The sequence below is a fragment of the Cohnella faecalis genome (genome assembly GCF_003570905.1).
In the GTDB taxonomy this organism is placed as follows: Bacteria; Bacillota; Bacilli; order Paenibacillales; family Paenibacillaceae; genus Cohnella; species Cohnella faecalis.
This window is the reverse complement of the sequence record NZ_QXJM01000039.1, coordinates 543,727-556,358: the sequence shown is the minus strand read 5'-3', so window position 1 is coordinate 556,358 and position 12,632 is coordinate 543,727. Positions and strand designations below refer to the sequence as shown.

The window sequence follows — 12,632 nt, the reverse complement described above, 5'->3', positions numbered from 1 at the left end:
GAATGGAAACAGCTATACCAATCAAAAAAAAGAAAACGGAGAGTGTAACCCATGAAAATCGGAATTATCGGAGCAACGGGAAAAGCGGGAAGCCTGATCGCAAAAGAAGCTTTGAGCAGAGGCCACGAGGTAACGGCCATCGTACGGAACCCGGCCAAGGTGACGGATTCCGGCGTCAGCGTTCTGGCGAAGGAAGTATTCCAACTGACCGCCGAGGACTTGAAGCCGTTCGACGTCATCGTTAACGCCTACGGAGCTCCTCACGGCCAAGAGCATCTTCACGTCGAGGCAGGCAGAGTGCTTATCGAAGCCGTAAAAGGAACTCCCGACACCCGCCTGATTGTCGTCGGCGGCGCCGGAAGCCTGTTCGTTGACGAAGCGAAGACGATCCGGGTTTTGGACACGCCGGAATTCCCTCAAGAATATTTCGCTACCGCTTCGAACCAAGGCAAAAACCTCGAAGACCTTCAGGCATCGAGCGGGCTGAAATGGACCTTCGTCAGTCCGGCCGGCTTCTTCAACCCGGAAGGCAAGCGGACCGGCGCTTACCGCAAAGGCAAAGACAATCTGATCCTCAACTCGCAAGGAAACAGCTATATCAGCTATGCGGACTACGCGATCGCCCTCTTGGACGAGATCGAAAATCCGGCTCATATCGGCGAACGCTTTACCGTCGTCGGCGAAGCGGAATAAAGCAAGCAGGGGGTGTCCCGAAAGGTCTGCAAGGACCAGAGGGATAGCCCCCTTTTTAGTGTGAGGGCGCAACAGTGGGACGAGGTACCATACATTCGGCGAGAAGTGTGAACGAGAGCGCAACAGTGGGACGAGGTACCATACATTCGGCGGGATGCGTGATCGAGAGTGCTGTTAGACTAGAAAGTGGACACGAAGAATCGAGAATGGGAGAATATAATTACTTTCATTCGAGGTGTCCGACATGACGAAGAAATACGACAGAGAGTTTAAGATGCAGACGGTTCAGATGATTCAAGAAGGCAAGCCGATTGCGCAGGTAGCACGTGAGGTAGGCGTCCATGAAAACTCACTATATCGTTGGATTGCCGAGCTCAAACAGGATGGTATGCAGGCTTTCCCAGGAAGCGGTAATCTAAAGCCTGAGGATAAGGCGCTACGCGATTTGCAGAAACAACTTCGTGACTTGCAGGAGGAAAATGAAATCTTAAAAAAGGCAATGCACTACTTTGCAAAAGACCGGCGCTGATTTTTCCGTTTATCTACAAATACCGCTTTAAGCTCCGTGTCGCAAAGATGTGCTCTGTATTTAAGGTTTCCCGAAGCGGTTACTACGCATGGCAAAAAAGCTACGACAAGCGGCTTGAGCGCCGCAAACGCAGAGAAGATTTGGAGCAGAAGATTAGGCGTATATTTCTTGGCTCCAGACGCCTGTATGGCAGCCCGAAAGTAACAGCTGCCCTTCGTACTCGGGGAGTCGTTGTATCCGAGAAACGCGTTGCTCGCTTGATGCAGGTAATGGGGTTAAAATCCCGTACCGTCAAGAAATATAAAGCTACCACGAATTCCAAACACAACCTGCCCGTACATGATAATACGCTGAACAGGAAGTTCATACCTGAGGCTCCCAATCAGGCGTGGGTTACTGATATTACTTACTGCCCGACCAATGAAGGCTGGTTGTATTTAGCGAGCGTCATGGACCTGTACAGCCGTAAAATTGTTGGATTTCACATGTCGGATCGAATGACCAAAGATCTCGTCATTAAGGCGCTAGATCGTGCCTACGCCCAGCGTCGGCCAGGAGCCGGATTACTCCATCACTCCGATCGGGGAAGCCAATACGCCTCACACGAATACCAGAAGAAAATGAAGCAGTACAAGATGGAAGGAAGCATGAGCCGAAAAGGCAACTGCTACGACAATGCCTGCATTGAATCGTTCCATAGCGTCCTCAAGAAAGAACTCATTTATCTTACAAAATTCAGGACGCGTGAGGACGCGAAGAAACAGATTTTTGAGTACATTACATGTTTCTATAATGGTGAACGAATTCATTCAACCATTGGCTATTTATCGCCGAACAGTTACGAACGGGCGTTTTCAAATCCGGCCTAATTTTCTCGATTCTAAGTGTCTATTTTCTTGACAGAGGTTCAGAGCGCAACAGTGGGACGAGGTACCATACATTCGGCGAGAAGTGTGGTCGAGAGCGCAACAGTGGGACGAGGTACCATACAATCGGCGAGAAGTGTGGTCGAGAGCGCAACAGTGGGACGAGGTACCATACATTCGGCGAGAAGTGTGGTCGAGAGCGCAACAGTGGGACGAGGTACCATACAATCGGCGAGAAGTGTGGTCGAGAGCGCAACAGTGGGACGAGGTACCATACATTCGGCGAGAAGTGTGGTCGAGAGCGCAACAGTGGGACGAGGTACCATACATTCGACGAGAAGTGTGAACGAGAGCGCAACAGTGGGACGAGGTACCATACATTCGGCGAGAAGTGTGGTCGAGAGCGCAACAGTGGGACGAGGTACCATACAATCGGCGAGATTTGTGGTCGAGAGCGCAACAGTGGGACGAGGTACCATACATTCGGCGAGAAGTGTGGTCGAGAGCGCAACAGTGGGACGAGGTACCATACATTCGGCGAGAAGTGTGATCGAACTTGCAAGGGCGTCCCTCCAAGAGAGGGACAGCCCTTATTCACCGTCGCCGGTCGAGTTTACAGGAACTCGCTAGGCCTGGTAACGGCGTATCAGCTCCAGCTTCAGCCTCAATAGCTCGGGACTGAGATGGACGCGATATTGCTCCGGATTGAGCTTCCGCAAATATTCGGGCCATAGCAGCTCGAGCTGACGCTCGCGATACTCGCGAATTTCGTCCAGCTTCGGCAGCTCGATGATCAACTCCCCGTCCCGGAATACGGGGCGAAGCAACGGCACTGCCTCGTAATCGTCGAACGGCTCCTCTATGTAGGTATGAACCGGATCGATCAGCCGGAGGGGAACTCCTTCCCGCACATCCGATTCATGCGGGAGAGCCAAGTAATCGGCCTTCGCCTTGCCCGTGGTCCGGCTGACGAGCCGGTACGCTTCCTTGACCCCGGATTGGTCACCTTCTCCGGATTGCCCGAAATTTTGATGACCGGCACATATTCTCCGTCTTTCTCGCGGGCCGCCAGCTTGTACACCCCGCCGAGCGCGGGCTGATCGGCTGCCGTAATCAGCTTCGTTCCGACTCCCCAAATATCGATTCGCGCCCCCTGCGCCTTCAGATTGAAGATCAAATTCTCGTCCAGATCGTTCGACGCGACGATTTTTACATCGGACAGCCCCGCCTCGTCGAGCATGCGACGCGCCTGCTTCGATAAATAAGCGAGGTCGCCGCTGTCCAGCCGAATCGCATCCATCTTTTTGCCGCGGCTTTCCAGCTCCCGAGCGATTCGAATGGCGTTCGGAACCCCGCTGCGCAACGTGTCGTACGTATCGACGAGCAACGTCACTTGATCGGGCAGCGCCTCCGCGTATTTGCGGAACGCCTCCTCTTCTCCGTCATGGCTCTGTACCCACGAATGCGCGTGAGTTCCTTTGGCCGGAATGCCGAACAGCTTGCCCGCGAGCAGATTCGAAGTTGCGTGAAAGCCGCCGATGTAAGCCGCTCTCGTCCCCCAAATGGCCGCATCCGCTTCCTGTGCCTGCGAGAGCCGAATTCGAGTAATATATCGTGAGGAGCGGCCTGCTTCACTCTCGAAGCTTTCGTAGCGATCAGCGTCTGGTAATTAACAAAGTTAAGGAGCGCCGTCTCGATGAGCTGCGACTCCATGATCGGCCCCTCCACTCGCACGATCGGCTCGTTGGGGAACACCAGCGTTCCTTCCGGCACGGAATAAAGGTGTCCGCTGAACCGAAAACGCCGCAGCTCCTCCAGGAAAGCTTCCGGGTAATTTTCCTCCTGCGTTCGCAAATAGGCGATATCGTCCTCTTCGAACCGCAGGTTGCTCAAATAGCGAACGACCCGCTCCAGACCGGCGAATACCGCATATCCGTTCCCGAACGGCAGGCTGCGAAAATAAAGATCGAACACGGCCCATTGCCGATGGGTTCCTTGCACCCAATGGGCGTACATCATGTTGATCTGGTATTTATCCGTATGAAGGGACAAGCTTGCCTCGTTCATGTCGTTTGCCGCCTTTCTGAACCTTCCGATTCGGTGCCGCCGCAAATTAGACTGCCCATCCGACAGTATCCGCTTTCCGACACACATATCTGTGATGTAAAAAAGACGGCCTCTCGGCCGCCCTGCGCGTCGTTCACTTCATGCCGCTTAGCCACGAAGCCAACGCATTGATCTGATCATCCGTCAATGTGCCTTTGAATGCCGGCATTCCGTTGCCCCCGGCGCTGATTCGCGCGGAAACATCAGCCGTCGAAAGCTTGCCGCCGACCTTCTGCAGGTTAGGTCCTACTCCGCCGCTTAGATCGACGCCGTGGCAGCCCATGCAATTGGACTTGTAAATCGCCTCCGCTTCCCCGGCTGCTGCCGATGTCGTCCCCGAAGGCGAGCCTGCGGGAGAGCCGGGGCCGATGGCGACGGCGTCGTGTTGTTGTTGCTTTTGCCGCAAGCTGTCAACGAGAGCGCTATCGCCAAGCTTAGTCCCGTCGCAAGAACTTTGAATCTGGTCATCTTCATTCCTCCCGATCCAAGGATCGATTTCAATTCGCGGTTAGTATAACCATTCGGGCTTGGGGCATTCTAAGGGACGAGCATGTGACAATTATTGGAACGGCAGGTGATTGGATGACCCAGCAGGAGGAGCTGGTCGGCCATCTGGCCGAGTTGCGTAAGCGGCTCATTCTGATAAGCCTCTGGTTTTTCGCGACGTTATGCGCGGGGCTCTATGTTTCACCCCGACTATTGCTGCTTCTGAAGCGACACTCCGCCGCAGCGTCTATCGAATGGAACGTCTTCTCGTTCACGGATGGGCTGTTTATCTATTTAAGATGCGCTTTTCTGGTTGCGGCTTTGTTCACGCTTCCTCTCGTGCTTTACCAGGTGTGGGCGTTCGTCCGTCCCGGACTGACGGAACGCGAAGCAAAAGGAACATTCGCCTATGTACCCGTCTCTTTCCTGTTGTTCGTGTCCGGCGTATCGTTCGGGTATTTTCTCGTCTTCCCGATGATGCTTCATTTCATGAAGGCGATGAACGAGAGCGTCGGAGCTGTAGAGACGTATGGAATGGACCGCTACTTCTCTTTTCTGTTCAACGTTGTATTTCCGCTCGGAGTTACGTTTGAGATGCCCATCGTTATTCTGTTCCTGACCCGTCTCGGACTGTTGAATCCGGCGCGCATCCGGAGCGTAAGAAAGTACGCTTATGTAGGGCTTGCCATCGTCGGCTCCTGCATCTCGCCGCCCGACCTTGTCTCCCATTTGTCCGTTACCGTGCCGTTGCTGCTTCTCTTCGAGCTTAGCGCGCTTATCTCCGCGCGGTTCTCCCGCAAGTGGGCGGCCGCCGTCCCGACTGCCGGATAGCTTCACTAACAATTTGGGAGGAATGACCATGTTTCACAATATCGGAGTATCGGGGTTACTGATTATTCTCATTATCGCGCTTATCGTCTTCGGACCGGCCAAGCTGCCGCAGCTCGGCAAGGCGTTCGGGGAAACGTTGCGGGAGTTCCGCAATTCCACCCGAGGCATAGCCGACGATGAAAAGCTCGACCCGATCGAGCTGTCGAAGGAAGAGACCGGGAAGCTAATGTAAGACGAGCCCGCACAACTTCAGCGCGCTTGAAAATGAAAAAAATATGTAACCCCTCTTGAACTGCGACCCGTGGAAAGGCACTTTTACAAGTGCCAATTCCACGGGTCTTTTTTCGTCGTATTCCTAGAAGTTCCTCCAAACATGCTCCAGCAAAAAGAGGCGTGCCCGGCAAGTCGCAGCAGACTTGCGAGGCAGCCTCCCTCGTCCTTCATTTCGCGGAAACGCTAAGCTAAACCAGCAATCCGCCGCCCTTTTCCCGGTATTTCAATATGCCCTCCGCCGCTCGATAGGCAAGAGCTCCGACCGTGTCTGTCGGATTATAGCCGGAGTTTTGCGGGAAGCAGCTCGCTCCGACAACGAACAAATTATCGTGATCCCACATCTGCGAGTATGTATTGACCGCCGAGGTGTCGGGGATGCTCCCATAATGGCGCCGCCCGTATTGTGGGTCGACTGGTAAGTCGTAATTTCGTAGGGCCCAAGCTCCTTGAGCTGATTGACGTTGTCGGCTCCCATTTCCTTCAGTATTTCCGCGCATTTGCCCGATATGAACACGGCAAGCTGCTCGTCTTGTTCTTCGAAATCGAAGGTCAACCGCATGAGCGGATCTCCGAACGCGTCCTTGTATTCGGGATCGAGGTCCAGGTAGTGGTGCTTGTAAGACATCGAGGAGCCTTGTCCCCCGACCGATATGACCCGATTCGCGTATTTAAGCGAGTTGGCCTTGAATTCCTTGCCCCAGGTAGGCGTTCCGCCCGGTATCGGGTTGTTGGATATCGGCCTCTGCCCGGTTTGCGACACGGTAATCGAAGCTCCATGCAGAAACTTCAGGTTGGTGTGATCGAAGTTGTCTCCGTTGTAATCGTCGATACTGACCCCAGCGCCCCGGCGCCGGCGAAATTGTTGAATTCCTTCTTTTCGAAAAATCCGGAAGCGGCTCCCTTGATGACCTGATAGGCGTAGTTGCGGCCGATTACTCCTTTGCCCGAGGCGGAGTCGTAAGGCTTGCCTACGCCGGACATAAGCAATAGCCGCACATTGCTGAATACGTAGCTGGTCAAGACGACGATGTCCGCCGGCTGTACGATTTCTTCCCCCGTCGTCACATCCGTGTACATAACCCCGGTTACTTTGTCGCCGGTTTTGAGAATACGCCGGACGTTCGAGTGGGTTCGGATTTCGAATTTCCCCGTTTTTTTTGCGACCGGAATGACCGTGACGACAGGGTCGGCTTTCGCGCCGTATTCGCAGCCGAACCGTTCGCAGAAGCCGCAATATTGGCACGCCGCCCGGGCGATGCCGTCCGGATTCGTGTAGTTTTCGGACAGGTTGGCCGAAGGCATGATGTAGGGATGCAGGTTCATTTTTTTGGCCGCATCCGTAAACATCTTCATTGATGGCGATGTCTTCATCGGAGGAACGGGGTACGGGCTGGAACGTTTGCCTCCGAGAGGATTCGGTTCTCCGGCTATTCCGGCCATCTTCTCGAACTTGTCGTAATACGGCTCAAGCTGATCGTAGGTGATGCCCCAGTCCTGTATCGTCATCTCTGCCGGAATTTTGTCCTTGCCGTACCTTTCGATCGTCTTGCTGCGTATTTCAAAATCGTACGGGAGGAACCGGTACGTCTGCCCGTTCCAATGCACCCCCGCTCCCCCTAGTCCGTCCCCAAGCAGGAAAGAGCCGTAGGATCTCATCGGCAGCGCCCTTATTTTCTCATCGCTGCGGAAAGTCACCGTCTCCTTGGACAAGTCCTGCATGAGACCGTATCGCGCCGAATACCGAAGCTCATCATGGACCATGAAGTAGTCTTCCGTCTTCCGCTCGCGGCCACGCTCCAGCCCAACGACGGAAAGTCCGCTTTTCGTAAGCTCCGCCGCGATTATTCCGCCGGTCCACCCGACGCCGACGACTACGACGTCCGTTTTCGGTAAAGTCTTCGCCATATCGAAATCCTCGCTTCGTTAATGAGTCGCCATGTGCTCTTGCAAGCTGCTCGGCGCGATTTTCGTAAATTCCTTGTCGATGACGGATACGTAGCTCATTTGGTTGCCCGGATAGTTGCGCATTTTCCAGCCGTTCATGTCGATATTACCGCCGTACAACGGGTCGCTGTACGCTCCTTCGAGGGTGGCGCTGCGGAGCGTCCGAAAAAAACCGCTCGCCGAAATCGTCGTCAGCTTCACCTCGTCGGATTCGAACGCTTTGAGCACCTCGTCCTGCTGCTCGGCCGCCAGCTCCGCGAACCCTTTGGAAAACTTCGTCTGGCTGTAATTGTCGATTTCCTTCAAGCCGATTTCGAACAATTCCCTTCTGCGCAGCCTGCCTTGATAGCCTTGGGTCTTCTCGCCCACATAGAAAGGCGGCGACATGTATTCCCTGCCGTTGAAGCCCCACTCCCCCGCGAGCTGGTGATCGATGAAGAAGGCGACTCCGAGAGCTTTCGCTCCAGGCCCATTGTCGTCTTGCGGGTAGATGCGCTCCGCCGCCGCGTTCGCAACCGCAAATTGCTCCTGGGAGAAGAACATGAGGGCGCGATTGTAGTTTTTCGGTTCGGCTCCTCCCGCCGAATTCGTCGGACTTGGAGCCGGCTCCGCCGTCTTCGAAGACTTCTTGACCAGACTTCCGATAGCGCCGCCTACCGCGAGACCGCCGATCGCATACCCGCGTTAATGAGAAATTTTCGTCTGGATGGCTGCTGGACGTCTTGCTTCCCCTTGCCATCGAGCTTAGTAGGATCTGCCACGCTCATCACCTCGTTTTCGGAATCACTTACTTTTCCTGGTTATTATTTTTCCAAAAAAACGTGAATATGCACGATCGGGTATTGGTCATGCTAAAAAATGTTCAATCCCGGCAATACTGGAGGAAGCCCATGAAAAAAACGACCACATTAGCCGCACTCGGCGTCGGCACTTTGCTGTTGTTGTCAGCCTGCCAAGCAACTTCGATGCGCCAAAAATCCGTCGCGCAAGAGCACGCTGTCGAGAATAAGCAAAATGCCCGCGCTATTCATCAGATGGAGCGCAAGACGGACGAGCGCGGTCCTACCTCTCACGGAATGGGAACGTCCGTGTACAGCATTATCGGAAGCTCCGGCCTGCACAGTCACGGCTTGTCCTCGCATCTGGAGTCGCGCCTTGGCAGTGCGGGCATTACCGGCGTCAAAGCGTTCACGCTGGACGATATGGTCATTCTGGCGACTGCGAAGCGGAAGCAAGAAGCGTCCGCCCAATCCGACGAGCTTCAGCAAAAGCTGCTTAGCCCCAGCGGCTCTCTGTCGGGAAGAAGCCTTGGCGGCTCTCCCGGCCGGATCGGCAAGCTCAACGCCGATGGCGCCGGCGCCGACAACATCGCTTCCGCCGAAAAGTGGATTCACGAAAACTTGGGAAGCGGCGTGAAGGTGTACAGCCTCGTCGATCCCGAAGCGGTGGCGGCCATCGAGCGAATCCGGTCTCATGCGGACGCCGCTCCCGCGCAGCAAGCAGACGATATTCAACGGCTTCTGCAGCTGGCGAAGGCTCCGAATAAATAACGAAAGGGCAATCCGAGCGCATTTAGACGATGCGCATCGGAATTGCCCTTTCGTTTTTTTCGCGTCTGTCCAAAGACGCCAAAAAGCCAGCCTACGCGGCTGGCTTTTTGATGGTGGAAACGCGCTCGCTATAGATTCACTGGGCGAAAAGCTTAAATCTTCACGCCGTTCGTGGGAGACTTTTGATTATGTCCATGATTCTCAAGCTGCGGAAGCATTCTCGTTGTCTTCTCCATGGCAGACTTGCAGAGCGGACAAGTCGGAACCGTATCGAATGCAAAGTTATCCCGGATCCAACCCTTGCACGATTCGCTGACGCAAGACCAGATGAGGGTTTCTTCCTGCGGAAGCTCCTCCGAAATCTTTTTGCGATTGTACATGACTTCGCTCCTTATAAAAGAAACTGCCCTTACGCATAGTAAGGACAGTCTCTTCGCGTGGTTGGTATTACAGTTTTACAACGTTCTCAGCTTGTGGGCCACGGTTGCCTTGAACGATGTTGAATTGTACGCGTTGACCTTCGTCAAGCGTTTTGAAGCCTTCGCCAGTGATAGCGCTGAAGTGTACGAATACGTCTGCGCCGCCTTCAACTTCGATGAAGCCGAAACCTTTGTCAGCGTTGAACCATTTAACTGTTCCGTTTTGCATGGTGGAATTCCTCCAAAAATTAAATTAACATGTTCTTTTAAATTTGCTACGCAAATTAAAAATTCACACATTGGAAAAGGTACCATCTTACAATTGATCACCTTTTACAATATGTGAATAGGCTATCAGTTATACGATTACAATCACTGTACCACGATTCTTGAAGAAAAGCAATCGGTGACTTGCAAATCGATCGAAGCCTATGTCAATATCACATTGTATGTTGCGATCATCCGCAGACAGCCGCATTCTTATTATTGTCCGAAAAGGGCGGCTTTTAATCACGCATTCCATACAAATTTTTGTCGGATTCGCACCTCTTCCGCCGGAGATACGAAGCCATCCGAGAAAAGGGAAGGCGGAGGGGATTGTCCCTTGCCTTCCTTTTTGCATGGATGACCCAATTAATCCGCTGTCAGCTCCCGCGAGAGCTTCGCGCGCTTCCTTCCTCCGCTCCCGACTATCGTCAAAATGGCCGGAAGCAGCATTCCCTCACAAGGAACGTATCGACGAGTATGCCCGCCGTCATCGCAAAGCCGAACAAGTACAATTCCTGCAGCGGCTGAGTCATGAGGACGCCGAACGTCGCCGCGAGAATGAGGCCCGCCGACGAGATGACTCCGCCCGTTCGGGCAACGCCGATGCGAACGGCCTCTCTCCAGTCGAGACGGGCGGCTTCCTCCCGGACGCGGGAGACGAGCATGATGTTATAATCGACCCCGAGCGCGACCATGAAGACAAACGTATACATCGGCAGCCGGTAGCTGATCGTCCCGTACCCGAGCAGACCGTGAAACACCAACCAACTAAATCCGATCGTCGCCGCATAAGACAGCAGGATAGTCGCAATCATGCAGAACGCGAGAACGATTGAACGAGTCTGCCATGCGAGCATCAACGCAATCAACATAGTGACGAGGGTGAACACCGCGACGGTATCCCTTCCGTTCATCGCCCGCACGTCCAGCTGCTCCGAGGTTTTGCCCGCAAAATGAAGCGAAGCTTCCGAAACGTCAAAGCCGCTCCGTTCCAGCAGAGCGGCGCTCTCGTGCCGCCACTTCTTTACGGCGTTAAGCGCCTCCTGATCATAAGGATTCGTCTTTAGAATAACCTGAAATTTAACGGAACGGCGGTCGTCGGACAAGAGGCTTTCGGGTAATTCGGCTGTGTTGGAGAAATCGGGCGCGACCGTGGAAATCGCCCCGTCTCGCTTCAGTGCATCCGCTAATGTTCGGATTTTCCCCATAAAGCCGGCGTCTGCCGCAATAGGCCGTTCCTGCCGGACGATGACTGTCACGGGAGCCAGAAGACCGGGAGGATAGTGCTTCTCCAACGTCTCGAAGCCTTGGCGCGAGCCCATATCCTCCGGAAATGAGTTCATCAAATTGAAGGAATAGCGGATCGATCCGATATTCAGCGACATCAGCAGCAGCACGGCAGCGATGACAGCTATAACAGCCTTCGGTCTGCGCGTGACGAAAGCGCCTGTCTTTGTCCAGAACGAGTCCCTCGCAGGGGATGAAGCTTTGGAGCGCTTCGTCTGCAAACCCGGCTTCGGTACGAACGGCCAGAAAGCCCGGCGCCCCAAGAGCGCGAAGACCGCCGGTATGAGCGTCAAGCCCGCAAGCAAAATAACGGCTATCGCGATGGCGAAGACAGGCGCGAAGCCTTGATACGGCTTGAACACGGCGGCGAACAAGGCGAGCATCGCCAGCAGCACCGTTCCCCCGCTGAATAGAATCGGCTCCGCAAGGGACGTTATAGCCTTGCCCATGGCGTCATACTTCGAGTCCGTTCGGACCAGTTCCTCGCGATAACGGGAAAAGACGAACAAGCAATAGTCGGTCAGCACGGCGAAGAGCAAAATCATCATGATCGAAAGCGATTGTTTGTCGACGGCGACCATCCCGCTCTTGCCCGCCAGCCCCAACGCCCGATCGACGACGGAGTAGACGGCGCCCGCAATCGCTAACGGAATGAAGGCAAGGAGCGGCGAACGATAGATTGCGATAAGCAGCAGAAGGATGAGAACGACCGTAGACAGCATAAGGACGACGTCGGCGTTCCGAAACAACGTCAGCGTATCCGCCGACATCGCCGCCGGCCCCGTCAGCTCGAGCTGGATAGTGCCTGCGCCGTCCTTCTGCCAATAGGACTTGATACGATCGAGCGCATCGAGCGTCTGATCCGATTCAAGCCCCTTCCGCAGGGCAACGTTAAGCATGAACGTCGTTCGGTCCTCGGAGAGCAAACGGTCCTGTTCCGAAGCGGTCATCCGATGAAACGGGACGGCGCTCAGCACTTGCTCGGGCTTGCCGCTTCCGGTGTCCAGCCACTCGCTGAATGCCGAAATCCGGGCTCTGTCCGCTTCGGAAGAAATTCCTTGCTCGTCATGGAAGACGAGCAGAAGCGGCATTCCTTCCGTGACGGGAAACCGTTCGTCCAGCAGCCGCTGGGCGACGGCGGCCGGGTTATCGCCGTTGACGCTGTCTTCTCCCGCGTTAACGGCGAATTCCTTGGCGCCTGGCGCCGTCAAGCTAATAACGACTATAAGCAGCAGCCAACCCAGCACGATGATCTTGGAGCCTCTGCGGCTGCTCGCGAATTGAACCATCTTGCGCAAAGAGTGAATAGTCATGCTCGAGTCCTCCCATCCGTTCGTTCTCCCGCATTATCGAGCAGGAAAATGAACGAACGATGAACGGA

Annotated in this window: 10 protein-coding genes and 2 pseudogenes; 5 read left to right on the top strand and 7 right to left on the bottom strand. The window is 54.5% G+C overall.

The annotated features are described in order from the left end of the window. The first annotated feature begins 51 nt into the window (after positions 1-51). On the top strand, positions 52-693 hold the full coding sequence (locus D3H35_RS15510; protein ID WP_119150189.1) for an NAD(P)-dependent oxidoreductase: 642 nt from the start codon (positions 52-54) through the stop codon (positions 691-693). Between the two features lie 244 nt (positions 694-937). Next, positions 938-2,091, top strand: a protein-coding gene (locus D3H35_RS15505) for an IS3 family transposase (protein WP_267901361.1) whose coding sequence is annotated in 2 segments (ribosomal slippage) — positions 938-1,190 and positions 1,190-2,091 — 1,155 coding nt in all. Because the reading frame shifts where the segments join, the coding sequence is not laid out codon by codon here. Positions 2,092-2,714: 623 nt separating this feature from the next. Here D3H35_RS15505 and D3H35_RS15500 read toward each other — a convergent pair. Further along, positions 2,715-4,155 (bottom strand): annotated as a pseudogene (locus D3H35_RS15500) (nicotinate phosphoribosyltransferase). Between the two features lie 133 nt (positions 4,156-4,288). Next, a complete protein-coding gene (locus D3H35_RS15495; protein WP_233567955.1) occupies positions 4,289-4,600 on the bottom strand; it encodes a c-type cytochrome in 312 nt (103 codons plus the stop codon). Between the two features lie 176 nt (positions 4,601-4,776). On the opposite strand from D3H35_RS15495, the gene tatC reads away from it, so the two are divergent. Together tatC and tatA are read left to right on the top strand one after the other, a co-directional pair. After that, on the top strand, positions 4,777-5,511 hold the full coding sequence (gene tatC / locus D3H35_RS15490) for a twin-arginine translocase subunit TatC (protein WP_119150188.1): 735 nt from the start codon (positions 4,777-4,779) through the stop codon (positions 5,509-5,511). A gap of 28 nt (positions 5,512-5,539) precedes the next feature. Beyond that, positions 5,540-5,743, top strand: a complete 204-nt coding sequence (gene tatA / locus D3H35_RS15485; protein ID WP_119150187.1) for a twin-arginine translocase TatA/TatE family subunit — start codon at positions 5,540-5,542, stop codon at positions 5,741-5,743. 229 nt (positions 5,744-5,972) lie between these two features. Here the strand turns inward: tatA and D3H35_RS15480 are convergent. Continuing rightward, a pseudogene (locus D3H35_RS15480) lies at positions 5,973-7,689 on the bottom strand (GMC family oxidoreductase). A gap of 18 nt (positions 7,690-7,707) precedes the next feature. Beyond that, positions 7,708-8,271: a gluconate 2-dehydrogenase subunit 3 family protein gene (locus D3H35_RS15475; RefSeq protein ID WP_411675152.1), complete on the bottom strand. Its 564-nt coding sequence runs from the start codon at positions 8,269-8,271 to the stop codon at positions 7,708-7,710. A 347-nt stretch (positions 8,272-8,618) separates the two neighbouring features. Between D3H35_RS15475 and D3H35_RS15470 the strand changes: the two genes are divergently transcribed. Continuing rightward, on the top strand, positions 8,619-9,278 hold the full coding sequence (locus D3H35_RS15470; RefSeq protein WP_119150186.1) for a hypothetical protein: 660 nt from the start codon (positions 8,619-8,621) through the stop codon (positions 9,276-9,278). 152 nt (positions 9,279-9,430) lie between these two features. On the opposite strand, the gene D3H35_RS15465 is transcribed toward D3H35_RS15470, so the two are convergent. The 3 genes from D3H35_RS15465 to D3H35_RS15450 form a co-directional block, all read right to left on the bottom strand. Further along, the gene (locus D3H35_RS15465; protein WP_119150185.1) at positions 9,431-9,658 is read right to left on the bottom strand and encodes a cold-shock protein; all 228 of its coding nucleotides are present in this window, start codon (positions 9,656-9,658) and stop codon (positions 9,431-9,433) included. A gap of 67 nt (positions 9,659-9,725) precedes the next feature. Then, complete coding sequence (locus tag D3H35_RS15460) at positions 9,726-9,926, bottom strand: cold-shock protein (RefSeq protein ID WP_119150184.1); 201 nt, start codon at positions 9,924-9,926, stop codon at positions 9,726-9,728. Between the two features lie 466 nt (positions 9,927-10,392). Next, entirely contained in the window at positions 10,393-12,564 is a 2,172-nt protein-coding gene (locus tag D3H35_RS15450; protein WP_233567954.1) for an MMPL family transporter, read from the bottom strand. Positions 12,565-12,632 lie beyond the last annotated feature (68 nt).

Coding starts and splice junctions, on each gene's coding strand:
- D3H35_RS15465 (WP_119150185.1), bottom strand. CDS start 9,658: ATGTACAATCGCAAAAAGATTTCGGAGGAGCTTCCGCAGGAAGAAACC.
- D3H35_RS15510 (WP_119150189.1), top strand. CDS start 52: ATGAAAATCGGAATTATCGGAGCAACGGGAAAAGCGGGAAGCCTGATC.
- D3H35_RS15450 (WP_233567954.1), bottom strand. CDS start 12,564: ATGACTATTCACTCTTTGCGCAAGATGGTTCAATTCGCGAGCAGCCGC.
- tatC (WP_119150188.1), top strand. CDS start 4,777: ATGACCCAGCAGGAGGAGCTGGTCGGCCATCTGGCCGAGTTGCGTAAG.
- tatA (WP_119150187.1), top strand. CDS start 5,540: ATGTTTCACAATATCGGAGTATCGGGGTTACTGATTATTCTCATTATC.
- D3H35_RS15460 (WP_119150184.1), bottom strand. CDS start 9,926: ATGCAAAACGGAACAGTTAAATGGTTCAACGCTGACAAAGGTTTCGGC.
- D3H35_RS15470 (WP_119150186.1), top strand. CDS start 8,619: ATGAAAAAAACGACCACATTAGCCGCACTCGGCGTCGGCACTTTGCTG.
- D3H35_RS15475 (WP_411675152.1), bottom strand. CDS start 8,271: ATGTTCTTCTCCCAGGAGCAATTTGCGGTTGCGAACGCGGCGGCGGAG.